This is a genomic window from Pseudomonas sp. S5D5 (assembly GCF_003013355.1).
GTDB lineage: Bacteria > Pseudomonadota > Gammaproteobacteria > Pseudomonadales > Pseudomonadaceae > Aquipseudomonas > Aquipseudomonas aylmerensis.
Genome location: NZ_PTEO01000001.1, coordinates 5168963 through 5192320, shown reverse-complemented (window position 1 = coordinate 5192320; position 23358 = coordinate 5168963). Strand labels below are relative to the sequence as shown.

At 63.4% G+C, this 23358-nt stretch carries 26 protein-coding genes; 16 read left to right on the top strand and 10 right to left on the bottom strand.

Translation table 11 applies throughout. The annotated features are described in order from the left end of the window. The first annotated feature begins 46 nt into the window (after window positions 1–46). Window positions 47–1564, top strand: a complete 1518-nt coding sequence (locus C9990_RS23655) for an MDR family MFS transporter (RefSeq protein WP_065902098.1) — start codon at window positions 47–49, stop codon at window positions 1562–1564. A 62-nt stretch (window positions 1565–1626) separates the two neighbouring features. Here C9990_RS23655 and C9990_RS23650 read toward each other — a convergent pair whose 3' ends face one another. Next, window positions 1627–2466: a cache domain-containing protein gene (locus C9990_RS23650; protein WP_106804840.1), complete on the bottom strand. Its 840-nt coding sequence runs from the start codon at window positions 2464–2466 to the stop codon at window positions 1627–1629. Between the two features lie 50 nt (window positions 2467–2516). Further along, window positions 2517–3290, bottom strand: a complete 774-nt coding sequence (locus tag C9990_RS23645) for a transporter substrate-binding domain-containing protein (protein ID WP_106804839.1) — start codon at window positions 3288–3290, stop codon at window positions 2517–2519. A 369-nt stretch (window positions 3291–3659) separates the two neighbouring features. On the opposite strand from C9990_RS23645, the gene C9990_RS23640 reads away from it, so the two are divergent. The 5 genes from C9990_RS23640 to C9990_RS23620 all read left to right on the top strand — a co-directional run bounded on the left by C9990_RS23640 (window position 3660) and on the right by C9990_RS23620 (window position 8737). Further along, on the top strand, window positions 3660–5030 hold the full coding sequence (locus C9990_RS23640; RefSeq protein WP_106804838.1) for a glutamine synthetase family protein: 1371 nt from the start codon (window positions 3660–3662) through the stop codon (window positions 5028–5030). Window positions 5031–5550: 520 nt separating this feature from the next. After that, on the top strand, window positions 5551–6150 hold the full coding sequence (locus C9990_RS23635; protein ID WP_065902090.1) for a class I SAM-dependent methyltransferase: 600 nt from the start codon (window positions 5551–5553) through the stop codon (window positions 6148–6150). 122 nt (window positions 6151–6272) lie between these two features. After that, window positions 6273–7406, top strand: coding sequence for a ribonuclease D (gene rnd, locus C9990_RS23630; RefSeq protein WP_065902088.1), 1134 nt, complete (start codon window positions 6273–6275; stop codon window positions 7404–7406). Then, window positions 7403–7696: a YcgL domain-containing protein gene (locus C9990_RS23625; protein WP_065902086.1), complete on the top strand. Its 294-nt coding sequence runs from the start codon at window positions 7403–7405 to the stop codon at window positions 7694–7696. Before rnd ends, C9990_RS23625 begins: the two co-directional genes overlap by 4 nt. Before the next feature lie 108 nt (window positions 7697–7804). Then, entirely contained in the window at window positions 7805–8737 is a 933-nt protein-coding gene (locus C9990_RS23620; protein ID WP_106804837.1) for a D-2-hydroxyacid dehydrogenase, read from the top strand. A gap of 390 nt (window positions 8738–9127) precedes the next feature. Here the strand turns inward: C9990_RS23620 and C9990_RS23615 are convergent, their stop codons facing one another. Further along, complete coding sequence (locus C9990_RS23615) at window positions 9128–9721, bottom strand: nitroreductase family protein (RefSeq protein WP_065902081.1); 594 nt, start codon at window positions 9719–9721, stop codon at window positions 9128–9130. Between the two features lie 289 nt (window positions 9722–10010). Between C9990_RS23615 and C9990_RS23610 the strand changes: the two genes are divergently transcribed. Together C9990_RS23610 and C9990_RS23605 are read left to right on the top strand one after the other, a co-directional pair. Continuing rightward, the gene (locus tag C9990_RS23610; RefSeq protein WP_003172524.1) at window positions 10011–10460 is read left to right on the top strand and encodes a YcgN family cysteine cluster protein; all 450 of its coding nucleotides are present in this window, start codon (window positions 10011–10013) and stop codon (window positions 10458–10460) included. 13 nt (window positions 10461–10473) lie between these two features. Then, window positions 10474–11694, top strand: a complete 1221-nt coding sequence (locus tag C9990_RS23605; protein WP_106804836.1) for a hypothetical protein — start codon at window positions 10474–10476, stop codon at window positions 11692–11694. A 62-nt stretch (window positions 11695–11756) separates the two neighbouring features. On the opposite strand, the gene C9990_RS23600 is transcribed toward C9990_RS23605, so the two are convergent. The 3 genes from C9990_RS23600 to C9990_RS23590 form a co-directional block, all read right to left on the bottom strand. Continuing rightward, window positions 11757–12107: a DUF2892 domain-containing protein gene (locus C9990_RS23600; RefSeq protein ID WP_065902075.1), complete on the bottom strand. Its 351-nt coding sequence runs from the start codon at window positions 12105–12107 to the stop codon at window positions 11757–11759. A gap of 68 nt (window positions 12108–12175) precedes the next feature. Continuing rightward, the gene (locus tag C9990_RS23595; protein ID WP_003189607.1) at window positions 12176–12643 is read right to left on the bottom strand and encodes an RNA methyltransferase; all 468 of its coding nucleotides are present in this window, start codon (window positions 12641–12643) and stop codon (window positions 12176–12178) included. A gap of 107 nt (window positions 12644–12750) precedes the next feature. Next, on the bottom strand, window positions 12751–13125 hold the full coding sequence (locus C9990_RS23590; RefSeq protein ID WP_025858458.1) for a YajD family HNH nuclease: 375 nt from the start codon (window positions 13123–13125) through the stop codon (window positions 12751–12753). 152 nt (window positions 13126–13277) lie between these two features. On the opposite strand from C9990_RS23590, the gene C9990_RS23585 reads away from it, so the two are divergent. Continuing rightward, the gene (locus C9990_RS23585; protein WP_106804835.1) at window positions 13278–14198 is read left to right on the top strand and encodes a ParB/Srx family N-terminal domain-containing protein; all 921 of its coding nucleotides are present in this window, start codon (window positions 13278–13280) and stop codon (window positions 14196–14198) included. 47 nt (window positions 14199–14245) lie between these two features. Here C9990_RS23585 and C9990_RS23580 read toward each other — a convergent pair whose 3' ends face one another. Next, entirely contained in the window at window positions 14246–14932 is a 687-nt protein-coding gene (locus C9990_RS23580; protein ID WP_065902069.1) for a spermidine synthase, read from the bottom strand. Between the two features lie 78 nt (window positions 14933–15010). On the opposite strand from C9990_RS23580, the gene C9990_RS23575 reads away from it, so the two are divergent. After that, complete coding sequence (locus tag C9990_RS23575; RefSeq protein WP_065902067.1) at window positions 15011–15289, top strand: hypothetical protein; 279 nt, start codon at window positions 15011–15013, stop codon at window positions 15287–15289. Here the strand turns inward: C9990_RS23575 and C9990_RS23570 are convergent. Beyond that, a complete protein-coding gene (locus tag C9990_RS23570; protein ID WP_065902066.1) occupies window positions 15286–15759 on the bottom strand; it encodes a cyclic nucleotide-binding domain-containing protein in 474 nt (157 codons plus the stop codon). The two genes, C9990_RS23575 and C9990_RS23570, sit on opposite strands and share 4 nt — an antisense overlap. Window positions 15760–15828: 69 nt before the next feature. After that, on the bottom strand, window positions 15829–17883 hold the full coding sequence (locus tag C9990_RS23565; protein WP_106804834.1) for a S9 family peptidase: 2055 nt from the start codon (window positions 17881–17883) through the stop codon (window positions 15829–15831). A 24-nt stretch (window positions 17884–17907) separates the two neighbouring features. Here C9990_RS23565 and C9990_RS23560 point away from each other — a divergent pair, with 24 nt between their 5' ends. From C9990_RS23560 to C9990_RS23550, 3 genes are read left to right on the top strand one after another with little or no spacing between them, the layout of a single operon-like run. Beyond that, window positions 17908–18438, top strand: a complete 531-nt coding sequence (locus C9990_RS23560) for an MFS transporter (RefSeq protein ID WP_106804833.1) — start codon at window positions 17908–17910, stop codon at window positions 18436–18438. Window positions 18439–18468: 30 nt separating this feature from the next. Further along, entirely contained in the window at window positions 18469–19245 is a 777-nt protein-coding gene (locus tag C9990_RS23555) for a class II glutamine amidotransferase (RefSeq protein ID WP_106804832.1), read from the top strand. 11 nt (window positions 19246–19256) lie between these two features. Then, window positions 19257–19799, top strand: a complete 543-nt coding sequence (locus tag C9990_RS23550) for a DUF2937 family protein (protein WP_106804831.1) — start codon at window positions 19257–19259, stop codon at window positions 19797–19799. Between the two features lie 102 nt (window positions 19800–19901). Here the strand turns inward: C9990_RS23550 and C9990_RS23545 are convergent, their stop codons facing one another. Next, complete coding sequence (locus C9990_RS23545; RefSeq protein WP_106804830.1) at window positions 19902–20813, bottom strand: LysR family transcriptional regulator; 912 nt, start codon at window positions 20811–20813, stop codon at window positions 19902–19904. A gap of 174 nt (window positions 20814–20987) precedes the next feature. Here C9990_RS23545 and C9990_RS23540 point away from each other — a divergent pair, with 174 nt between their 5' ends. Genes C9990_RS23540 through C9990_RS23530 form a run of 3 tightly spaced genes read left to right on the top strand, consistent with a single transcriptional unit; the run spans window position 20988 to window position 23337 of the window. Further along, a complete protein-coding gene (locus C9990_RS23540) occupies window positions 20988–21728 on the top strand; it encodes a 5-oxoprolinase subunit PxpA (RefSeq protein WP_106804829.1) in 741 nt (246 codons plus the stop codon). Next, window positions 21725–22429: a 5-oxoprolinase subunit PxpB gene (gene pxpB, locus C9990_RS23535; protein WP_106804828.1), complete on the top strand. Its 705-nt coding sequence runs from the start codon at window positions 21725–21727 to the stop codon at window positions 22427–22429. The genes C9990_RS23540 and pxpB overlap by 4 nt, the downstream gene beginning before the upstream one ends. After that, the gene (locus tag C9990_RS23530; RefSeq protein ID WP_106804827.1) at window positions 22426–23337 is read left to right on the top strand and encodes a biotin-dependent carboxyltransferase family protein; all 912 of its coding nucleotides are present in this window, start codon (window positions 22426–22428) and stop codon (window positions 23335–23337) included. Before pxpB ends, C9990_RS23530 begins: the two co-directional genes overlap by 4 nt. The last annotated feature ends 21 nt before the right edge of the window (window positions 23338–23358 follow it).

The following is a 23358-nucleotide window of genomic DNA, read 5'->3' as shown; positions in this document are numbered from 1 at the left end:
CCCGCGGGCCCTCCCTTTCCCGCGGGCCCTGCTCGAAGGTTCTGCCGTGACCAACCTGAATCAGCCCGCCCAACCTGTCCCTGCCGTGCGCAGTGTGCTTGCCGCCTTGATGATGGCGATCTTCCTCGGTGCCCTGGACCAGACCATTGTCGCGGTGTCCATGCCGGCCATTTCCGCGCAGTTCCACGACGTCAACCTGCTGGCCTGGGTGATCTCCGGCTACATGGTGGCGATGACGGTGGCGGTGCCGATCTACGGCAAGCTTGGGGACCTGTACGGGCGACGGCCGATGATGTTGATCGGCATGGGCCTGTTCACCCTGGCCTCGCTGTTCTGTGGCATGGCGCAAAGCATGGAGCAGCTGGTGCTGGCGCGGATTCTCCAGGGCATCGGCGCCGGCGGCATGATCTCGGTGAGCCAGGCGATCATCGGCGACATCATCCCGCCCCGTGAGCGCGGGCGTTATCAGGGCTACTTCAGCAGCATGTATGCAGTGGCCAGCGTGGCCGGGCCGGTGCTGGGCGGCTACATGACCGAGTACCTGTCGTGGCGCTGGGTGTTCCTGATCAACCTGCCATTGGGCGCCGGTGCCTGGTACGTGGCCCATCGCACCCTGGTGGGGTTGCCGGTGCCGCAGCGCAAGCCGGTCATCGACTACCTGGGCACCGTGCTCATGATCATCGGCTTGACCGCCTTGCTGCTGGGCATCACCGAAATCGGCCAGGGCCATCATTGGCGTGACGATGCAGTGCTGGGCCTGCTCGCGTGTGCGCTGGTGGCGCTGACCGCGTTTGTCTGGCATGAACGCCGTGCCCGCGAGCCGCTGCTGCCGATGCACCTGTTTGCCAACCGCAGCGCGGTGCTGTGTTGGTGCACGGTGTTTTTCACCAGCTTCCAGGCGATTTCCCTGACCGTGCTGATGCCTTTGCGCTTTCAGACGGTAACCGGCGCCGGCGCTGACAGCGCGGCCCTGCACCTGCTGCCTCTCGCCATCGGCCTGCCCATCGGCGCGTATTCCGCCGGGCGCATGACCTCGGTGACCGGGCGCTACAAGCCGATGATCCTCAGCGGCGCGCTGTTGAGCCCGCTGGCGATCCTCGGCATGGCCTACAGCGCGCCCCAGGCGGTGCTGCTGACCGGCGTGTTCATGCTGCTGTGCGGGATTGCCGCCGGCATGCAGTTCCCTACGTCGCTGGTGGGGTCGCAGAATTCGGTGGAGCAGCGTGATATCGGCGTGGCCACCAGCACCACCAACCTGTTCCGTTCATTGGGCGGGGCGGTGGGCGTGGCGTGCATGTCGGCGCTGTTGCTGGCGCTGTTGCAGGATTCCAGCTTCGCCCACCTGGCCAGCGGTGCGCTGGTGGCGGAAGGCAGTTCCGGCAACGTGCTGCTCGATGGCCTCAACGCCGCCCCGGGCCCGGCACAGGATGCCCTGCGCGGGGAGTTGGCGGTGACCTTTCGGCATTTGTTGATGGTCAGTGCGGCGGTGTCGCTGTTGGGGCTGGCGGCGGCGATCGCGATGCCGAACCGGGTACTGCGCGGCCGCGAAGACAAGGCGCGCTGACCCAGTAGGTACCCGGCTTGCCGATCCCATCGCCGGCAAGCCGGGCTCCTACAAGGTCAACTTCACGGGCTGTAGTACCCGACCGCCACCATGAAATGCCCGGCCTTGCGCACGTACGCATGTTTGTTCTCGACCTTGTCGGTCACCGGGTTCTTCCAGCGATATTTGTATTCACCCTGGTCCTGCTCGGCCATCAGCTTGAGGATCGGCTCGCCTACCGGCTTGCCGTCGGGGTCCTTGATCTTGCTGAAGTCGGTGTTGAGCAGGCGCAGGTTGGTGCCATGGGCCACGTAGCGCCGGGTATTGAGGTCGACCACAAACACATAGAGGTCATCCTGCAGGAAACCGCCCTGCAAGGCGTTGATCGCCTTGAGCGTACCGGCCTCATCCTTGAGCAGTGCGTTCACCGCCTTGTTGCGCAGCGCCCGTGCCTGTTCCGGTGTGGCGCGCGGCAGGTAGTAGCCGACCGCCAGGATGCGTTCGCCGACGCGCTGATAAAACACGTGCTTGTGCTCGACCTTGCCATCGTTCCAGTTCTGCCAGCGGTAGTCGGCCTGCTGGATGCCCTGGTCCTGCGGAACCTTGAGCGCGTCCTTGAACGACTGGCGCAGATCCGGGCCGAGCACTTCAGAGACATCGCGTCCGATCAAGGCCGAGGAGGGGCCGCCGCTGGCCAGCAGTACGCCCTGGGTGTCGACCACGAACACGTAGCGATCATGGTCGACAAACTCGCCCTGGCGGCTGAACGCGGCAAACGCCTTGTCGCCGTTGCTCTGGTAGTAGGCCAGGGCTTTTTGCAGCAGTGCCTTGGCGGCCTGGGCGTCCTCGTCCTGAGTCGTCGCGGCGTGCACCTGGCTGAAACACAACAGCAGCAGCGCGGTGATGCGGAGCAGTCCCTTCATGTTCCGTCCCTCATTATTGTTGATGTGACAAGAGCGTAGACGCCTGTGGCTCAAGGCGCCGCCAGCCATTGATCGACGATACCGGCATACACCCCGGTGGCCACGCTCAGGTGCAACCATTGGTCGACATAGCTTTTCCAGGCCACATCGTCGCGGGGCAGCAGAAAGGCTTTTTCGCTGTACTGCATCTGCCGTTCCGGGTTGACCGCGCACAGACCTGGCTTGAGCTTCTGCTGGTAACGCGCTTCGCTGGCGTCGGTGATCATCACGTCGGCCTTGCCTGCCAGCAACTCGTCGAAAATGGTCACGTTGTCATGCAGGCGGATGTTGGCCTGGCCGAGGTGCGCGCGGGCAAACACTTCGTTGGTGCCGCCCGCCGGTTCGATCACCCGTACCTGTGGCTGGTTGATCTGCTCGACGGTCTGATAGCGCTGCACATCCGCGCAGCGCACCAGCGGGATCTTGCCATCGACGCCGAGAGACTGGCTGAAGAAGGCCTTTTTCTGACGCTCAAGAGACACCGAAATACCGCCCACGGCGATGTCGCAGCGCTGGGCGAGGAAATCCGGCATCAGGCTTTTCCAGGTGGTCGGCACCCACTGGATCCTGGCGTTGAGGCTCTTGGCCAGGGATTCGGCCATGGCAATGTCGATGCCTTCGTAGCCGCCATCGGCGCGCAGCGAGGTATAGGGTTTGTAGTCGCCCGTGGTGCACACGGTGAGCGTGCCGCGCTGCAGCACCTCATCAAGGCGCGACGGCGCGGTGTTGGCCAGGGCCGAGGTGGCGAGGCTCGCCAGGACGCATAAGGTTATTGTTGTTTTCATGCGATCGAGTCCTTGGGGCATGATCGGGGGCGGTCATTATTTCCAGGCGAATGGCCAGGTAGCAAGGGCCGTCGAATGTTTAGCCAAGTTGCAACCAAACTCCGCCAACCCTGAATTTAATCGCCTATGCGGGCATGTGACGCTGTCCGGCATCTTCCTCAGTGTGATTCCCGCATGGACGGCTGCCCCGACGCTCACCCCGCGACACTGCCGTCCGCACTGGCCTTCTGGGCGCTGTTTCACTGCCGACATGCGCGCCCACCAGATAACTTTCTCCTACGTTGATCCACCTCACGGATGACGCGCACCTGTGCGCATCTGCCCGGCGGCGCCTGCGCGCCTGCCTGACGCAAACGTATGAGATTTCCCATGAGTGTTTTTGCCAGCCTGCACGAAGCCCAAGCTTTTCTTGAGCAGCACCCGGACATCGAGATGTTCGAGCTGTTTATCCTCGACAACAACGGCGTGCCACGTGGCAAGTTGCTGCACCGCGACGAACTGCTGGCGGTGTATGCCAGCGGCCGGCCGTTGCCCAGCACGATCCTCGGCCTGACCATCAATGGCGATGACGTGGAAAATTCCGGGCTGGTGTGGGAGGTCGGCGACATCGACTGCCGCGCCTACCCGATCAGCGGCAGTTTGCAGCGCATGCCGTGGCGCCTGATCCCGACCGCCGCCGTGCAGGTCAGCATGCACCCCACCGAGGGCTTGCCCGCCACTGTGGCCGACCCGCGGCATCTGCTCGCCAAGGTGATCGCGGGGCTGAATGCCGACGGGTATTACCCGGTGATGGCAGCGGAGCTGGAGTTTTACCTGCTCGACCAGAAGCCCGACAGCTACGGCCGCCCCCAACCGGCACGGGACAGCGACGGTGGCCGCCCGCGTTCGACCCAGGTGTACGGCTTGCGTGAGCTTGAGCAGATCGAGCCGTTCCTGGCGGACCTGTACAGCGCGTGCAAACTGCAGGGCATCCCGGCGCGCACGGCGATTTCCGAATACGCCCCGGGCCAGGTGGAGATCACCCTCGAGCATCGCGCCGACGCCCTGCAGGCGATGGACGAAGCGGTGCGCTACAAGCGCCTGGTCAAGGGCGTGGCGCATAAACACGGGATGAGCGCCTGCTTCATGGCCAAGCCGTTCGACGACCTGGCGGGCACCGGCATGCATATGCACGTCAGCCTGGCGGACGCCGAGGGCAACAACCTGTTTGCCAGCGAGGCCGCCGACGGCACGCCGCTGCTGCGCCAGGCGGTGAGCGGCATGCTCAGCACCTTGCTCGACTCGTTGCTGATGTTCTGCCCCAATGCCAACTCCTATCGCCGCTTCCAGACCAACAGCTACGCGCCGCTCGCCGCCACCTGGGGCGTCGACAACCGCACCGTGAGCCTGCGCGTGCCCGGTGGCCCGGCCTATTCGCGGCACATCGAACACCGCATCTGCGGCGCCGACGCCAACCCCTACCTGGCGGCGGCCGCGATCCTCGCCGGCATCCACCGTGGCATTCGCGAACAACGCGACCCCGGCGCGCCCGTGGAAGGCAATGGTTATGCCCAGGCCAAGGAACTGCTGCCGACCGACTGGCTCACCACCCTGCGCGCACTGGAAGGTTCGAGCTGGGCGCGCGAGGCGTTTGGCAGTGAATTCCTCGGCGTGTACCTGGCGGTGAAACGTGCCGAATATCGCCAGTTCATGGGGGAGGTGGGCGAGCAGGACTGGCGGTGGTACCTGCATCAGGCGTGATGCTTGGCTAGTCGGGATGAGCGCAGCGTTGCTTTTGTGGTGAGCGGGCTTGTTGTGGCGAGCGGGCTTGCCCCGCGTTGGGCGGCGAAGCCGCCCCTTCCTAAGGCCCCCGCAGTGTGTCAGGCATAACCGGTTGACTGGTTTTGGGGCGGCTTCGCCGCCCAACGCGGGGCAAGCCCGCTCGCCACAATAAGCCTGCTCAACTTAGCCTGCTCTCCACAACAAACCTGCTCAACCAAGCCTGCTGCCCACAACAAGCCTGCTCAACCAAGCCTGCTGTCCACAACAAGTCTGCTCAACCAAGCCTGCTGCCCACAATAAGTCTGCTCAACCAAACCTGCTGTTCACAACAAGCCTCCTCAACCAAGCCTGCTCACCACAACAAGCTCACTTGCCACAGAGATCACTACATCCTTCCCCAGCAACACCCCCGTCACGCGTTTCAACTTTTTTTTCACGTTCCGGTGGTTAAGCTGCGAATCAAGGTCGTTCACTACCGTTTAACTCACATGAGCCTGTGATGTCGCCACAACCGCCTTCTTCCATCGAGATTGAATACGCCGAGCGCTGTGACCGTGAGCACGCCAGGGTCTGCGGCGATACACGTCCGCCAGGGCTGCGGCGGCGCCTGGCGTCGTGGCGCGATGAGTGGCTGGTGCGCCAGGCGCTGAAAGTCGCCGGCGAACCGGGGCTGGTGCTGGACCTGGCCTGCGGCTCGGGGCGGTTCTGGCCGGTGTTGGCCGAACACGTCAACCGGGTGATCCTGGCGTCGGACAACTCCCAGGCCATGCTCGACCACGCCCGCACCCACCACCCGGCGTCGTTGCTCAAGCGGGTCAAGACGTTTCAGGGCTCGGCGTTTTCCGTCGGCTTGTCGGCCAACGCGGTGGATTGCATTTTTTGCCTGGAATTATTTCGTCATGTGCCCAGCAGTGAAGGGCGCCTGGCCTTGTTGCGCGAGTTTCACCGGGTCAGCCGTGACACGGTGATTGTGTCGGTGCCGTCGCGCACCCCGGTGGAAGAGGAGTTTCGCCAAGCCGGCTTCAAAATCCTGCATCATCAGGAATTCATGCCCGGCTCCCACCTGTGGCGGGTCTACGTTCTACGTAAGAGAGGATAAGTCCCGCCTGTCGGACTATTCTTCATCTCTTGTCTGAGTTTTCATGGACGCCTGTGCACTGCGAATGCTCGCAAGTCCCTTTCGCGATATATACTGCGCGCCATTCTTCAAGGGAGAGCCGTGTGGCCATCGATATTCACTGGATCTGCGACAACGATAGCCTCGGCCAGCATTGCGCCGAATGGCAGCAGTTGCCATTCGTCGCCCTCGACACCGAATTCATGCGGGTCGACACCTTTTATCCCATTGCCGGGCTGATCCAGATCGGTGATGGCGTTCGCGCTTACCTGATCGACCCCCTGACCATCGACAACTGGCAACCTTTGGCCGCCTTGCTGGAAAACCCAGCGGTGATCAAGGTGGTGCATGCCTGCAGCGAAGACCTCGAAGTGCTGCTGCGCCTGACTGGCAGCCTGCCGGTGCCGTTGTTCGACACCCAATTGGCGGCGGCCTACCTGAACCTTGGTTTCTCCATGGGCTATTCGCGCCTGGTGCAGGCCGTGCTCGATATCGAGCTGCCCAAGGGCGAGACCCGCTCCGACTGGCTGCAGCGGCCATTGTCGGAGACGCAAATCAGCTACGCCGCCGAAGACGCGGTGCACCTGGCCGAAGTCTATACACGCCTGCGTCCGCAGCTTTCCGACGACAAGTACGCCTGGGTCCTGGAGGACGGCGCCGAGCTGGTCGCCAACCTGCGCCGCGAAGTCGACCCGTACGAGGTGTACCGCGACGCCAAGCTGGCGTGGAAACTCTCGCGTGCCCAGCTCGCCGTCTTGCGTGAGCTGTGCGCCTGGCGCGAACAGCAGGCGCGTGCGCGTGACTTGCCGCGCAACCGCATCATTCGCGAACACTCGCTGTGGCCCCTGGCCAAATCCCAGCCGGATAACCTCGCCGCGCTGGGCAAGATCGAAGACATGCACCCGCGTACCGTGCGACAGGACGGCCAGTTCCTGCTGGACCTGATCAAGCGTGCCGGCAGCGTGCCCATGGACCAATGGCCACCGGCCGTTGCTGAACCGCTGCCGGTGGACGCCGCCGCGCTGATCAAGCAACTGCGTGCCCTTGGCCAGACCTTCGCCGAGCGCCTCGACATGGCGCCCGAGCTGATGCTGCGCAAGAAAACCCTCGAAGCCCTGGTCAAAAGTGGCTATCCCGATGGGCCTTACCAATTGCCAGACTCGCTGCGTGGCTGGCGCCGCGAGTTGATGGGCCAGGCGCTGCTCGACAGCCTGGCCACTGCCGGAGAACAGCCTTGAAACGTATCTGCTCCATCTATCGCAGCTTGAAACGCAACGAAATGTATCTCTATGTGCTGAAAAGCGATGCCCTGGAGCGCGTGCCGGAACCGTTGATGGAAGCCTTCGGCAAGGCCCATCACGCGTTTGACATGGTACTGACGCCGGAGCGCAAGCTGTCGCGCGAAGACATCACCGTGGTGCTGGAAAACCTCGAAAAGCAGGGCTACCACCTGCAAATGCCGCCGGCCGAGGACGAGTACATCGAGCACTTGCCCGAAGAGCTGCTGCGACGCAACGACCCGGTGTGATCGGTGGGTGCCCTGTTCAGGGCACATTCATCCATGGAATCGTATTATCGGGCGCTGGCCGCAAGGGATGCGGGCGGCCGTCTGCACTGTTTTTGAAAGGTTTGAAGCATGCGTGTTCTGATTGCTGAACAGGATCACCCTCTGTACGCCCGGTTGCTGGGCGAAGCGGCACCGGACCTTGAGGTGCTGACCAGCGGCGACTCGGCCGAACTGTCGCGCCTGGCCGCCGATTGCCCGGTATGGCTCGGCCAACCTGACCTGCTGGCGACGTTGTTGCGCCAGGGCCATCAACCGCAATGGCTGCAATCGACCTGGGCGGGCATCACGCCGCTGCTGGCCGACGGCTTGCCACGCGATTATCGCCTGACCCGTGCGGTCGGCATCTTTGGCCAGGTCATGGCTGAGTTCGTCCTCACCTACATGCTCGGCCACGAGCGCGAAGTGCTCGCGCGGCTGGTCAGCCAGGTCGAGCGCAAATGGGACAACCGCATGGGCCAGAGCCTGGCGGGGCGTACGGCGCTGATCGTCGGTACCGGCGATATCGGCCAGAGCGTGGCGGAGTTTCTCGTGCCGTTTGGCGTCAAGGTGTACGGCATCGCCAGCACCGCGCGGGAACAGGCGCCGTTTATCGAAGTGGCCGGGCTCGATCAGCTCGGCCGGCTGGTGGGCGAGGCGGATTATGTGATCAACCTGCTGCCCAACACGCCGAACACCCACGACCTGTATGACGCGGCGCTGTTCAAGCAATTCAAGCCGACCGGGCTGTTTATCAACGTCGGGCGCGGCGTGGCCGTGGTCGATGCCGACCTGGTCGAGGCCTTGAAGGAAGGTCACCTGGCCGGCGCGGTGATCGACGTGTGCCGCCAGGAACCGCTGCCGCAGCGCCATCCGTTCTGGACGGCGTGGGGCCTGTTGCTGACCGGGCACAGTTCCGCACCGACCTCGCCGTCGATGATGGTCGAGTTGTTTGTGCAGAACGTGCGCGCGTTTCAGGCCAAGCAAGCCCTGCGCGGAGAAGTGGATTTCGAGCGCGGTTACTGACGGCGACACACAACCTGACAGTCAAGATGGAACCTTCTTCGCGGGCACTCCCACCCAGTGACCGCAAGGGGCGCAAGGTCGCGCCCTTTAAGGATATCCATATGACTAAGGACAGGTTCGCCCATGACCACGCTCACCCCTTCCTCTTTCAATACGCCAGCCTTGGCGTTTTCCAGCCGGGGAACACCGGCTCCGACCGACGCCGCCTTGGCGGCCAAACAAGCTGTATCCGGTGGACTTGAATGGCATGCCTGTGGAGTTCATGGTGCCGGTGGTCAAGCGCGTGTATGACCGGCAAGTCGCCGAACTGCGGGCGGCGTTCAATGAGCTGATCGCCCCCGCGTCTTGACCGGCTCACCCTGGCGGTCGGCAACGCCAGGGTGACACGGCTCAAAGGCTGAAATCACCCTCTGACACCAGCTCGCTCAGCGGCTTGCGCGGGCTCGGTGCTTCGCGACCTTGCAGGTACTCGGGCAAGGTCGACTTGTCACCCAGTTTGCCGACGGCCACGGCCGCGTGCAGCGCATACCCTTCAGGAATTTTCAGCTCCTTGCGGGTCAGCTCCTGGTCGAAGCCGGCCATGCCGTGGGTGTGCCAGCCGCTGAGGCTGGCTTGCAGCGCCAGGTGGCCCCAGGCCGAGCCGGTGTCGAAGGTGTGCCACAGCGCCGGGGTTTCTTCCGTGGCGCCGGGGGCGGTGAAGTCGGTTTTCGAGGCGATGATCACCAGGGCCGAGGCATGCTGCGCCCACCCACGGTTGAATTCATTCAGCAAACCCAGGAAACGTTCCCAGTCCGGCGTGTCGCGGCGCGCGTAGAGAAAGCGCCATGGCTGCGAGTTGTAGGCCGACGGCGCCCAGCGTGCGGCTTCAAAGAAGCTCAGCAGGGTTTCCTGGGGAATGCTTTCACCGGTAAAGGCGCGTGGCGACCAGCGCTCGGTGAACTGGGTGTGGATCGGGTAATCGGCAACGCGTGGATTTGTGCTCATGAACAGTTCCTGATGACGACGATGGGCTACGGTGAGATAGGCAAGCGCAGTTCAAAAAAACGGGGCACCGATGAGCTCGGCGAGGGTTTTTTCAAGGCTCCATGGGGCGTCGTGGGCAATGCGGCGAAGCATTTATGGCGGCCGACGCAGGGCCTTCGCGGCTCACAAAGCTACTGCGACGCAGGGTCGCTGACAAGTCTTGTCGTACCGACAGTCGCCAGCGCTTGGCCCCAAGGGCCTTGGGCACTAGACTGGCGGCCTTTTCACCTACCGATACTGATGCAGAGCCATGGCCGCCAAAGTCGAACCTTTCTGGATACGCAAAACCCTTGAACACCTCGACCAGGAGGAGTGGGAGTCGTTGTGCGACGGCTGTGGCCTGTGCTGCCTGCAAAAGCTTGAGGATGAGGACGACAACAGCGTCTATTACACGCGTATCGCCTGCAAACTGCTCGACCTGAAGACCTGCCAGTGCACCGACTACCCCAACCGCCGCGCCTCGGTACCCGACTGCATCCAGCTCACCCCGGGCCAGGCCGATCAGTTCAAATGGCTGCCGCCCACCTGCGGCTATCGCCTGGTCAGCGAGCGCAAGGACCTGCCGCTGTGGCACCACCTGGTCTGCGGCGACCGGGACGCCGTGCACCATGAACGCATTTCCCAGTCCGGTCGCATGCTCAGCGAAGGCAGCGTGCCCGAGGATGACTGGGAGGATTACCTGATTTTCCGCGCGGGCTGAACGAGGAGTGTGTATGAGGGCGGGAACCCAGCTGGCGGCAAGCCTGGTGTTACTGGCGTTGAGCATGCCTGCGTGGTGCGCGAAGAAGGTTGACCTGGATTATCACGTCAAGTTGTTGCCCCAGAGCGATCAGGCCGAGGTGCGGGTGAGCCTGTCCCAGGGCTCGGCGGTGCGCAGCCTGGATTTCGACCTTGGCCATGACGGTGACTACAGCGACTTCAAGGCTGATGGCCAATGGAGCGTCACCGAGCACCGCGGCCGGTGGCAACCCGGCGTCAACAAGGCCAGCCTGACCTACCGGGTTCGCCTCACCCACGCGCGCAAGCCGGGCATTTATGAGGCGCGGATGACGCCGAGTTGGGCGCTGTTTCGCGGCGAAGACCTGGTGCCGCCCGCGCGCCTCGACCAGCAGGACGGGGTGGAGTTGGTCTCGCGCCTGGTGTTCGAACTGCCGGCAGGCTGGAAAAGTATCGAAACCGCCTGGCCGCGCATCGGCAAGAACAAATTTCGTATCGACAATGTTTCGCGCCTGTTCGACCGGCCGACCGGCTGGATGCTCGCCGGCACCCTCGGCAGCCGCCGCGTGCGCCTGGGCGAGAGCGAAGTCACCGTCGCGTCGCCCAAGGGCCAGGCCATGCGCCGCATGGATGTGCTGACGTTGCTGACGTTCGTCTGGCCCCAGGTGGAAGCGGCGTTCCCGCGCCATCCGGCCAAGCTGCTGGTGGTAGGCGCCAGCGACCCGATGCGCCGTGGCGCGTTTGCCGCGCGCGACTCGATCTACCTCAACAGCCGTACGCCGCTGGTCAGCGAAAACGGCAGCAGCCCGCTACTCCGTGAAGTAGTGCAGGCGATTGGCCGTTTCAACGATCACGACACCAGTGACTGGATCAGCGAGGGCCTGGGCGAGTACTACGCCATCGAGCTGCTGCGCCGTGCCGGCGGCATTACCGATGAGCGGTATCAGGCAATCCAGGCAAGGTTGGTCAAGGAGGGCAAGGACGTGACCAGCCTGCGCGGCGAGCACGTCAGCGGGGCGACGGTGTCACGGGCGGTGGTGGTGTTGCAGGAGCTGGATCGCGAGATCCGCGTGAAAACCCACAACAAGCGCTCCCTGGATGATCTCGCCCAGGCGGTGATGCGGGCCAACAGCATTACCACCGCGGAGTTTGTGCAACTGGCCGAGAGCATCATCGGCGAGACGTCGGTGGTGCTGGACAGCAAGTTGCTGCGCTGAATCCGCCGAACAGACTGCAACTTCGTGTAGGGGCCCGGCAAGCCGGGCTCCAACACCGAAGGCTAGCCGGTGGTTTTTACCGCTTTTTCAGCCGCCACTTCGGCTTTGGTCTTCAGGTTTTTCAGCTCTTCACCGGCGCGCTCGATCTTCGTGCGCACGCTGTTCATTTCCTGACGGCCCTGTTCCAGCTTGTCCTTGAGCGAGCTGTGCCCGGTGACGCCGCGCACCAGCGCCACGCCGCCAATCGCCACCTGGATCAAGCCGAAAATCCCGCCGCGGCGCAGGCCTTTGCCGACCATCATCACGCCACCGGCCACCGAGCCGATGCGTTCCCAGCCGTGCACGTTCTGGGTGGGCTGGGTCTGGAACGGCGTGTGTTCGATGATAGGGCGCAAGGTTTTGCTGTCGCTCATGATCTGTCTCCAACGAGGGCTAGTGATATGCAGCTGACTGCGGGCAGGCGCCGGATGTTCCCGATAAATCAGTACTTGGGGCCCGAACGGGTGTTGTTGCCCTTGGCCAGGCGGTCGTAGAGCACAACGTTGACGGTCGCGGCGAGGTTCATGCAGCCGGTCGTCGGGATGTACACGACGTCTTCGCACCAGTCGCGGATCTCTTTATCCAACGAGCCATCTTCGGGGCCGAAGATATACAGCGCGCGGTCAGGGTGCGTGTACTCGGGCAGCGGGCGGGCGCCTTCCACCAACTCCACGGCGACCGGGATGCAGCCCAGGGGGAGGATCTTCTTCAGGTCGTCGATGCCGATCAGCGGAATGTCGTGGTGGACTTTCTTGGTGTCGGTGATGAAGTCCCGGGCGCGCTCGTAGCGCACGCCGGTGTAGAACACCGAGGCCACGCCGTAGCAGCCGGCGGCACGCATCACCGAACCAACGTTTTCGGGGGATTTGGGGTTATACAGACCGATGCAGCTGTAGCGTTTATTGCCCACGGGAGTGCCTTAAAAAGGCAGCAGTATAGCGGCAAGCTACGAGCTGCAAGTAAAAGCGGCATGGCTTTTTCTTGTAGCTCGCTGCTTGAAACTTGCAGCTGCGTAATTCAGTCGTCTTTCTTCATCAGCCCCGCCAACGCCGCAAACGGGTTGTGCGTGGCCTTGGCAATCGTCGGGCTGCTGGTGGAGCCTTCGCCGAAGTACTGCTGGTCGGTGTAGCGCGAGTGTTCGTTGTCGTGGCAGTACAGGCACAGCAACTCCCAGTTGGAACCGTCCTGGGGGTTGTCATCATGATTGTGATTTCGGTGGTGTACGGTGAGCTCGCTCAAGCGTTTGCCGGAGAACTCACGGGCGCAGCGGCCGCACACGTGGGGGTACATCTTCAAGGCTTTGTCGCGGTAGCCCATTTCCCGGTCACGCTGGGCATCGGCCAGGATGCGGTCCAGCTTGGCGGTGTGGGAGGGCGGGTTGGTCGAGCTCATCATGGCTCCTGGCTATTTGGTGGGTCACGGATAGGGTTGATTCTAGCCGCTCGCGGTGTAAAAGACCGCTGGCTTTTTCAGCAACCGTACAGCCTGGCCGCGACGAACGTTTGTAGTATCGGTTCACTCACTTTCATAAGGATCTGAAGCCTATGCGTTTACCTACATGGACAGTTGCACTGCTGCTTTGCGTGCTGGCGGCTCAAGCCCAGGCGTTTTCCACCCCCAAGCCCGGCCAGGTGATCGAGGTCAGCCTCGAACAGCTGCACCCGACCCAGGCGGTGGTGGGGTTCGACCAGATTTACTACAGCCTGGGGCTGTTTGCCGACAAACCGAAGAAGGTCTTCGATGAGTACTGCGAAACCAACGGCCAGGGCGAAGCCGACAACGTGCCGAAAAAGGCCGACCTGCAGCGGCCCGACAGCTTCACCTGCAAGGACCCGGTGGGCACCCATCCTGAAGACATGAAAACCGTGGTGGTCGGCCCCGCGGGCCAGCTGTACCTGACCGACGGCCACCACAGTTTCACCACCTTGTGGGAAGTCCCCGGCGGCGGTCCCCGGTTGAACATGTGGGTCAAGGTCACCGACGACTTCAGCGACAGCCCCGACCTCGCCACGTTCTGGCAGCGCATGCAGGCGGCGCGCAAGGTCTGGCTCAAGGACAACCAGGGCCAGACCCTGCCGCCGGCGCAATTGCCGGCCCACCTGGGCTTCAAGAACCTGCAGGACGACATGTTCCGCAGCCTGGTGTACTTCACGCGCAAGGCCGCCTATGGCAAGCCGGAGGAGGGTGCGGTGGCGCCGGAATTTCTGGAGTTCTACTGGGGCAACTGGCTGCGCACGCAGATCGACCTGAGCCAGTACAACCTGGACAAGAAAAGCGGCTACAAGGACGCCATTGAAGCCGTCGCCCAGCGCATGGTCAGCCTCGCGCCGGGCTCACAGGTTGGCGACAGCGGTTTTACCGCCCATCAACTGGGCGGCATGACCACGCTGGACCGCGATGAGCTGGAGAAGACATTCGAGAAAAAAGTGCCGTATGTGATTGATTACCGCAAATCCCGCAACTGACGCGGGATTGGAAATGTGGGCGCTGGCCGGCCAGCGCCTACAGGGGCTCAGCCCTTGAGCTTCTCGGCGATCCAGATGGTGTGCCGGGTGCCCTTGTTACCGTGGGCGAACACCTGCACTTCTTCGGCCTTGAAACCCGCCTTGCGCAGTTTGTCGCTGAACAGTTTGTCGGCGCTGGCGGACCAGACCGCCAGCACGCCCTTGGGGCGCAGGGCCTTGGCACAGGCTGCCAGGCCACCGGCGGAATAGAGCCAACTGTTGGCTTTTTGCGTCAGGCCTTCGGGGCCGTTGTCGACGTCGAGCATGATCGCGTCAAAACCCTGGGGCTCGGCCTGCAGTACGTTGGCCACGTCTTCCAGGCGGATCACGGTGCGCGGGTCGAGCAATGGCCGACCGGATTTCTCCCCCAGCGGGCCACGGTTCCATTCCACAACGCCGGGCACCAATTCCGCCACCACCACCTCGGCAGTCTTGCCCAAATGCTTGAGCGCCGAAGCCAGGGTAAAGCCCATGCCCAGCCCGCCGATCAACACTCGCGAACCCGGGCGGCCAGCGACTTTGCGGCAGGGAATTTCCGCCAAGGCGTCTTCCGAACCGTGCATGCGCGTGTTCATCAACTGGCCACCGTCCCCGCCCTGGATCTTGATGACAAAATCCTCACCGTATTCGAACAGGCACAAGGCTCCGCCATTGTCGGGGATCGGGGTGGTGTCCAGCAGAACGAAACGTTTCATGGAAATCTCATTGGGAAGGGCATTCTTGCGCGGTTGGGAGTAGCCTTGTGACATTCCGGTCAGGCCATGGAGCCATCGATGAAGTGCAGCATTCTAACGGTCATTGTGTTGAGCGCGCTCGCATTGGGTGCGGCGCAGGCTCAGGAGTTGCAAACCGTACCGGTCGCCCCCACGCCAACCCCAGGCGCGCCGGGCACGCCAACGCCGACGCTCTACCCGCAAGTCACCCCGCCCGCCGTGCCCAAGACCAACGGCTCGCCGCCCCTGGTGCCCATCGTGCTGCCGACGCCGCCGAAGGACCAGACGGTGCCCGGCCTGCTGCAAAACGACAGCAAACCGAAGACGCCCGGCGGCTAGAACTGTTGCGAGAGTAATTGCCCGTCGGCCATGCGCAGGCGCTTGGACAGGGCAATGGCAATGGCGCGGATGATCTTGGCGGCCACCCGGGGCGCTTCGTTGAGCATCTTCTCCAGGGAATCCTTGCCCAGGTTCAACAGCACGCAGTCACTGGCGGCCACGCAGCTGGCCGAACGCCGCTCGCCGTCCAGCACCGCCATTTCACCGAAAGCGCGCCCACTGCGCAGGGTGGCGATCGTCAGGCGCTGGCCGGTGTGACTGGATTTCTGCACGGCCACCTGGCCGCTGTGGAGGATGCACATGAACGTGCCGGCATCGCCCTCGAGGAAAATCACCTCATCGCGGGCAATGCTGCTGATATTGAAGTAGCCGGCGGCCACGTGGAAATCTTCCGGCAACAGCGGGTCGAACAGGCCGCAGTCCATGAGCATGTCGCGGATTTCGTTATTCAGGAGCGTCGGTGGAGGCATGGCTGCAGTATTGATCCATCAATCAGGTAGGCGGTCCTGTGTTCAGACAGGACCGCCGCGCTAAGTTCCTTAAACCAGCCCCAGTGCCTTGAACACAAATGCATATTCGAGCGCTACGTCACGTAATCCCTGGTAACGACCGCTCATCCCACCATGGCCGGCGCCCAACTCGGTCTTGAGCAGCAGGAGGTTGTCGGAGGTGGCGGTGTCGCGCAACTTGGCCACCCACTTGGCCGCTTCCCAGTACTGCACGCGGCTGTCGTTGTAGCCGGCAATCACCAGCAGGGCCGGGTAGGCCTGGGCGCTGACGTTTTCGTACGGCGCGTAGGCCTTGATGCGCGCATACACCTCGGGCTCTTCGGGATTGCCCCATTCATCGTACTCGGTGATGGTCAGCGGCAGTTCCGGGTCGAGCATGGTGTTGAGCACATCGACGAACGGCACCTCGGCAATCGCCGCCTGGAACAGCTCCGGACGCTGGTTGAGCACCGCGCCGATCAACAGGCCGCCGGCGCTGCCGCCACTGATCGCCAGTTGGCTGGACGTGGTCAGGCCCTGGGCGATGAGGTGCTCGGCACACGCGATAAAGTCGCTGAAGGTGTTCTGCTTGTGAGCCTGCTTGCCGTTGCGGTACCAGGCTTCTCCCAGTTCGCCGCCGCCGCGCACATGCGCAATGGCGAAGGCGACGCCACGGTCGAGCAGGCTCAGGCGCGCATGCGAGAACCATGGGTCGAGGCTGTGGCCATAGGCGCCGTAGCCATACAGGTACAGCGGCGTCGGCTTGCCGAGCTGGTCGCGCTTGACCACCAGGCTGATCGGCACCTGGGTGCCATCGGCGGAGGTGGCCCACAGGCGCTGGCTGACGTAGTCATCGGCATTGAACACGCCGAGTACCGGGGTTTCCTTGAGCACCTGTTGTGCGCCGCTGGCCAGTTCCAGCTGACGGACCTGGGCCGGGCGGTTCAGGGCTTCGTAGCGCAGGCGAATCCTGTCGCTGGGGAATTCCAGGCTTTTCTGTACGTAGAGGCTGTAGGCGGCGTCAGGCAATTCCACGCGATAGGCCGGCACGCCTTGCGGGTGCACTTCGATCACGGGCAGGCCGCCAATGCGCAGGCTCAGGGTCATGGCGCTGGCGTTCAGGCTGACACCGTCGAGCATCACGTTGTCGCTGTGGGGGATCAGGTTCTGCCACTGGTCCTCGGTCGGCACATCGCCGGTGTCGGCAGCGACGAACAGCGCATAGTTGATGCCATCGCGGTTGCTGCGGATAAACCAGGTCCACTCGCCGTCGAGCTTGCCGTGGTCGACGTCATATTCATGGTCCTCGACCCGTGGCGCCAGGCAAGTGAAGTCCAGGTGCGGCTGGTTGGCGTCCAGCGCCCAGATTTCGCTGGTGGTCTTGCTGCCCAGGGCCAGCAACAGTTGGCGCTCGGAGCTGGAGCGGTAGCAATGCAGGAAGAAACGGCCGTCGGGCTCGTGGAACACTTCCTGCGCTGCGGTGCCGTCCAGGCGATAGCGATACAACTTGTGCGGGCGGTGCGTGTCGTCGAGTTCGCCGAAAAACAGGGTCAGGCTGTCGTTGGCCCAGGTCATGCTGCCGTCGCAGTTCTCGAACGCCAGTTCGCTGACCTTGTCGGTGGCCAATTCCTTCACAAACAGGGTGTAGATCTCCTCGCCACTGGTATCCAGGCTGTAGGCCAGGCGTTGGTGGTCGGGGCTGATGCTGAATGCCCCGAGGGAGAAGAATCCGCCATTGGCCAGCACGTTCGGGTCCAGCAGCAGTTCCTCGCTGCTGTCGTCGACCTGGTTGCTGTCGTCGGCCGGACGGCGGCAGCGGTAGTGGCGGGCGTATTCGTCACCGGCGGTAGTGCGCGTGTAGTACAGGTACGGGCCCCACGGCGAGGGCAGCGACAGGTCGGTTTCGAGGATGCGGCCCTTGATCTCTTCGAACAGCGTTTCGCGCAAGGCCTGCTGGTCGGCGAGCTGGGCTTCCTGCCAGGCGTTTTCGGCCTTGAGGTAATCGAGGACTTCGGCGCTGTCACGCTCCTGCAGCCAGGCGTACGGGTCCTGGCCTGGGGCCTTGCGGGCAATCGGGGCGGCAGTGATGTGGGTCGATGACGGCATGGATCACTCTCTGTCTGGCGGAAGGTGGCAGGCATTGCAGCCGCGACACGCAAAAGCCGTTATCATAGCCGCCTGTTTGCCTACCTTGCCATGGACACCATGACCGAGAACGACTATCTGACCGCTTGGGGCCTCTACGCCTTTGCCGCTTTGGGCTGCCTGTTGGTGTGGTGGCGCATGACCCGCTGGATCTGGCGCTGGCTGCGCGAGCCGCTGCAATTGCTGATGGCGGTGCTGCTGTTCAGCCCGACCATCGTCGACCCGGTCAAGACCCAGTTCGCGCCGGCCGTGGCCATTACCGCGCTGGACCTGGTGCTCAAGGTCGGCAACAACGCCTGGCGGGCGATCTCCGATCTGTTCATGTACACGATGATCGCGTTTGCCGTGTACCTCGTGTTCGTGTTGATCCGTTGGCCCATCGAGCGCGCCGCCAATGCCCGTCGGGAGCGCAAGGCCGCCGTCGATGCCGCCCTGGCCGCCGAGCCGGACGATGACGACGAGCCTTTGCGCCGTCCTGCCCCCGTGAACGGTATGCGCGTCGAGCCGCGTCTTTAACGTTGTCCGCCCTGCAGCGAGAGCCCTGGCATGTGTGAATTATTGGGCATGAGTGCCAACGTCCCCACCGATATCGTGTTCAGCTTTACCGGGCTGATGCAGCGCGGTGGGCGCACCGGCCCGCACCGCGACGGTTGGGGCATCGCCTTCTACGAAGGCCGTGGCCTGCGCCTGTTCCAGGACCCGGCCGCCAGCAGCGAGTCGGAAGTCGCCCTGCTGGTGCAGCGGTATCCCATCAAGAGCGAAGTGGTGATCGGGCATATCCGCCAGGCCAATGTCGGCAAGGTGAGCCTGGCCAACACCCATCCGTTCGTGCGTGAGCTGTGGGGGCGCAACTGGTGTTTCGCCCACAACGGCCAACTGGCGGACTTCACCCCGCGCGCCACCTTCTACCGCCCGGTCGGCGATACCGACAGCGAAGCGGCGTTCTGCGACCTGCTCAACCGCGTGCGCGAGGCGTTCCCCGAGCCGGTGGACATCGAGCGAATGCTGCCGGACCTGATCGCCGCCTGCGCTGAATACCGCAGCAAAGGCGTGTTCAACTGCCTGCTCAGCGATGGCGACTGGCTGTTTTGCTTTTGCTCGACGAAATTGGCGCAGATTACCCGGCGTGCGCCGTTTGGCCCCGCGCGCCTGAAAGATGTCGACGTGATCGTCGATTTTCAGGCCGAAACCACACCCAACGATGTGGTGACGGTGATCGCCACCGAGCCGTTGACCGACAACGAAAACTGGACCCGCTACGAACCGGGCCAATGGAGCCTGTGGCGACGCGGTGAATGCGTCAGCCAGGGCATCACCGAGTAAGGATATCGACCATGTTGCTCAGTTACCTGCGGTTGGTGCTGTTTGCCATTGGCCTGTTGGTCGGCGTGCAAGTGCCGGGGTTCATCAACGATTACGCCAAGCGTGTCGAAGCCCACTTGATCGAGGCCCAGACCGGCCTGCGCGGGTTCGAGTCCACCGCGCAGCAGTTCTTCAATGGCGACCTGCAGGCGCTGGTCGCCCACTACCGCGCCAGCGATGACCCGGTGTTCCAGAGCGATGCCAACAGCCTGGGCGCCATGCTCGATCGGCAGGTGGCGCTGGATAAGCAATTCCAGGCGATGCAAGGCCCCTGGTACATCCGCGCGCTGCAAGTGGCCGTGGCTGCCGACCCGGATATCCGCCTGGAAACCTGGAATGGCTACAGCTACCAGATCCTGTTGACTCCCGAAGCCATGGGCTGGGGCCTCGGCGGGGCGATGCTGCTGTCGTTCGGCCTGGAATGCCTGTTCCGCCTGATCGACTGGGTGGTGTTGGGCGGCAAGCGCCTGCGCCAGAGCCGGCCAATCGAAGAGCGAGATCTGAAAGGCCTCTAACGGCCACCTTGATTCACTGTAGGCGCCCGGCTTGCGGCGATGCGGCTCACGCGACTCTGAAGCGCTATCGCCGGCAAGCCGGCTCCTGCAGGTTTGGGCGGGTCAGGCGAGCACCATGCGCTCGGTGCCCACTTCCTCGGCATACTGCGCCACCACCTTCTGGCACAGCCCGACAATCTCCTCGACCAATTCCACCCCCACACGCCACGACACCACCACCTGCAAATTCGGCAGTTGCTGCGCCATCGGCAGCATCACCAGTTCGCCGCGCGCGAGTTCCTCAGTGACCAGCACCGGCGGCAGTGCGCCAATGCCGAAGCCATCACGCAGCAACCGCGTGATCGCCGACACGGAGTTCACACAGTTCATCCTCGGCGCGGCCACGCCATTGGCTTGCATCAGGCTGAGCACATCCTGGTGCGGGTGGGAGTTTTTCGAATAGGTGATGATGCGCTCCTGGGCCAGTTCGGCGAGGGACGCGTAGTCGCGGTTGTAGATCGATTGGCTGGCGACGATCCACGCCATGGGGTGGCTGGCCAGTTCCAGGCTGCGCACGGTTTCTAGGCGCAGCAGGTCGGTTTGCAGGATCAAATCCAGGAAGCCTTTTTGCAGCTGATCGCTGAGGTTCAGCGCCGTATCGGCGACCAACTCGATTTCTACCAGCGGGAAATGGTCCATCAACTCGGCGACCAGCGGGCTCAGCCACGTGTGGATCACCGTGTCCATCGCGCCGATGCGGATGCGCCCGACCTTGCTGCTGGTGGTCTCCAGGGACTGCTTCAGGCCTTGCATGGTCACCATCATCTGCTCGGCATAATCGAGCACCTTCAGGCCTTCCGGGGTCAGGCTCACGCCCCGTGAGTCGCGCAGAAACAACTTCACGCCCAGCTCGCTTTCCAGCACCGCAATGCGGCTGGAAATCGAGGCCTGGGTGGTGAACAACTTCTCGGCGGTCAGGCGAAAGCTCTTGAGCTTGGCCACCCAGACGAAGGTTTCGAGGAACTTCAAATTCATGGGATCAACTTTTCTTATGCTTGGATCGGTTTTTATTAGTTGGACGCCGCACCGGGCCAGCGCCAAAAATCGAGTTATTCCACGATAAGCGTCGTTGGGGTGCCAGGACAAGTTGCGAGTTCTGTGTAAAAAATCCCACACTACAAAAAAACAAAGCCTACAGGAGCGACCACCGTGAGCCGCCTGCTACTGAATTGCGACATCGGCGAAAGCTTTGGCAACTGGACGATGGGTCTGGACGCCGAGGTCATGCCGTTCATCGATTGCGCCAATGTGGCCTGTGGCTTCCATGCCGGCGACCCGAGCATCATGCGCAAGACCGTCGGCCTGGCGCTCAAGCACGGTGTGCAAGTCGGCGCGCACCCGGCGTATCAGGACCTGCAAGGTTTTGGCCGTCGCTCCATGGCCTACACGCCCGAAGAAATCCAGGACCTGCTGCATTACCAGATCGGCGCCCTCGACGGCATCTGCCGTGCCCAGGGTGGGCGGGTCAGCTACGTCAAGCCACACGGCGCGATGTACAACGACATGATGGCCAACCCGGTGCAGCTGCGCGCGGTAATCCAGGCCGTGGCCGCCTATGGCGACCTGCCACTGATGCTGCTGGCCACCCGCGACAACAGCGCGGCCCAGGCCCTGGGCGACGAATACGGGGTCATCCTGTGGTTCGAGGCCTTCGCCGACCGTGCCTACGACCCCAAGGGGCATCTGGTTTCGCGCCAATTGCCGGGTGCCGTGCACCATGATTCCGATACCATCGTCCAGCAGGCCCTGACCCTTTCCCGTGGCGAGGCCCTGACGGCCAGCGATGGCAGCCCGCTGGTATTGCGGGCCAACACCCTGTGCGTGCATGGCGACAACGCCAGCTCGGTCGCCGCCGTGCAGCGCATTCGCGAGGCATTGAAGCCAGCATGAAGCCACGCATTGAAGTGGTGGCCATCGACGCGCTGATGGTGCGTCTGTTTGACGTGATTGCCGAAGCCAACATGCCGTGGATGCTCGCCGCCACCCAGCGCTTGCGCAGCGGTTTCGGGTCCGCGCTGGTCGACCTGGTGCCGTCCTACACCACGTTGATGGTGCATTACGACCTCACCGCGTTGAGCCCGTCCCAGGCCCGCGCGTTGATCGACGAAGCCCTGACTGACCTGCAACCCCAAGCCCAGGGCGGCGGCCAGTGCCATGTGCTGCCGGTGTGGTACGACCCGAGCGTCGGCCCTGAGCTGACATTGCTCGCCCAGCGCAGTGGCTTGGCTGTCGATGAAGTGATCCGTCGTCACAGTGCCCACCAATACCAGATATTCGCCCTTGGCTTCGCCCCCGGTTTTGCCTTTATGGGGCTGGTCGACGAAATCCTCGCCACACCACGCCTGAGTACCCCGCGCAAACGCGTGGCGGCCGGCAGCGTCGGCATCGCCGAGCGGCAAACGGCCGCCTACCCGGTGGTATCTCCCGGCGGCTGGAACCTGATCGGCCGCACCCCGGCCAAGCTGTTCGACCGCGAACGCGACGGCTACAGCCTGATGCAACCCGGTGATACGGTGCGTTTTGAAGCCGTCGATCACGCGGAATTTATCCATCTGGGTGGCGATGACACGCCGTTGGAGGCGCAGGCATGAGCCGCTTGTTGATCGAGGCCAGCACGCCACTGTGCCTGTTGCAGGACGCCGGCCGCTTTGGCGTGCGCCACCTGGGCGTGACCCAGGGCGGTGCGCTGGACTGGGTGTCGATGTCCTGGGCCAATTGGCTGCTGGGCAATGCGCTGGATGCGCCGGTGGTGGAAATCACCCTCGGCGGTTTTACCGTGCAGGCCGAAGAGTATTGCCTGCTGGCCTTGGCCGGTGCGGACCTGGGTGCGTACATCGACGAACGCGCCATCAGCCCCGGCCGCAGTTTCATCCTGCAAAAGGGCCAGCGCCTGCGCTTTACCCAGCCGTTCAGCGGGGCCAGGGCCTACCTGGCGGCGCCGGGCGGCTTTGATGCGCCGCAGGTGCTGGGCAGTTGTGCCACGGTGGTGCGCGAGGAGTTGGGCGGGCTGGATGGCTTCGGCAGGGCGTTGGTCGAAGGCGCGCGGTTGGGCTACTCCGGGACAGGCGGTGCGATGAAAGTGCTGAGCGATTCAGTCCTGCCCGCCAAGGGGCCGCTGGATGTGATCGTCGGTGCACAGATCGGCCAGTTCAGCGGCCAGAGCCTGTTCGATGCCTTCAATACCGAGTGGGCGCTGGACAGCCGCGCCGACCGCATGGGCATGCGCCTGTTGGGCACGCCGTTGCAGTACCAGGGGCCGTCATTGATTTCCGAAGGGATTCCGTTGGGGGCCATCCAGGTGCCACCGGATGGACAGCCGATTGTGTTGCTCAATGACCGGCAGACCATTGGCGGGTATCCACGCCTGGGCGCGTTGACGCCGTTGGCGCTGGCGCGACTGGCACAGTGCCTGCCGGGGGAAAAACTCAGGTTGGCGCCGGTGGTGCAGGAGACGGCGCATCAGCAGCATGTGGCGTATCTGCGCAGGTTTACCGCGTAAAGAAAACTCCTACGGGAGTGC

Coding starts and splice junctions, on each gene's coding strand:
- C9990_RS23575 (WP_065902067.1), top strand. CDS start 15,011: ATGAAGTGCAGCATTCTAACGGTCATTGTGTTGAGCGCGCTCGCATTG.
- C9990_RS23650 (WP_106804840.1), bottom strand. CDS start 2,466: ATGAAGGGACTGCTCCGCATCACCGCGCTGCTGCTGTTGTGTTTCAGC.
- C9990_RS23565 (WP_106804834.1), bottom strand. CDS start 17,883: ATGCCGTCATCGACCCACATCACTGCCGCCCCGATTGCCCGCAAGGCC.
- C9990_RS23555 (WP_106804832.1), top strand. CDS start 18,469: ATGTGTGAATTATTGGGCATGAGTGCCAACGTCCCCACCGATATCGTG.
- C9990_RS23545 (WP_106804830.1), bottom strand. CDS start 20,813: ATGAATTTGAAGTTCCTCGAAACCTTCGTCTGGGTGGCCAAGCTCAAG.
- C9990_RS23570 (WP_065902066.1), bottom strand. CDS start 15,759: ATGCCTCCACCGACGCTCCTGAATAACGAAATCCGCGACATGCTCATG.
- C9990_RS23635 (WP_065902090.1), top strand. CDS start 5,551: ATGTCGCCACAACCGCCTTCTTCCATCGAGATTGAATACGCCGAGCGC.
- C9990_RS23640 (WP_106804838.1), top strand. CDS start 3,660: ATGAGTGTTTTTGCCAGCCTGCACGAAGCCCAAGCTTTTCTTGAGCAG.
- C9990_RS23600 (WP_065902075.1), bottom strand. CDS start 12,107: ATGAGCGACAGCAAAACCTTGCGCCCTATCATCGAACACACGCCGTTC.
- C9990_RS23645 (WP_106804839.1), bottom strand. CDS start 3,290: ATGAAAACAACAATAACCTTATGCGTCCTGGCGAGCCTCGCCACCTCG.
- pxpB (WP_106804828.1), top strand. CDS start 21,725: ATGAAGCCACGCATTGAAGTGGTGGCCATCGACGCGCTGATGGTGCGT.
- C9990_RS23605 (WP_106804836.1), top strand. CDS start 10,474: ATGAGGGCGGGAACCCAGCTGGCGGCAAGCCTGGTGTTACTGGCGTTG.
- C9990_RS23615 (WP_065902081.1), bottom strand. CDS start 9,721: ATGAGCACAAATCCACGCGTTGCCGATTACCCGATCCACACCCAGTTC.
- C9990_RS23590 (WP_025858458.1), bottom strand. CDS start 13,125: ATGAGCTCGACCAACCCGCCCTCCCACACCGCCAAGCTGGACCGCATC.
- C9990_RS23610 (WP_003172524.1), top strand. CDS start 10,011: ATGGCCGCCAAAGTCGAACCTTTCTGGATACGCAAAACCCTTGAACAC.
- C9990_RS23550 (WP_106804831.1), top strand. CDS start 19,257: ATGTTGCTCAGTTACCTGCGGTTGGTGCTGTTTGCCATTGGCCTGTTG.
- C9990_RS23580 (WP_065902069.1), bottom strand. CDS start 14,932: ATGAAACGTTTCGTTCTGCTGGACACCACCCCGATCCCCGACAATGGC.
- C9990_RS23585 (WP_106804835.1), top strand. CDS start 13,278: ATGCGTTTACCTACATGGACAGTTGCACTGCTGCTTTGCGTGCTGGCG.
- C9990_RS23620 (WP_106804837.1), top strand. CDS start 7,805: ATGCGTGTTCTGATTGCTGAACAGGATCACCCTCTGTACGCCCGGTTG.
- C9990_RS23530 (WP_106804827.1), top strand. CDS start 22,426: ATGAGCCGCTTGTTGATCGAGGCCAGCACGCCACTGTGCCTGTTGCAG.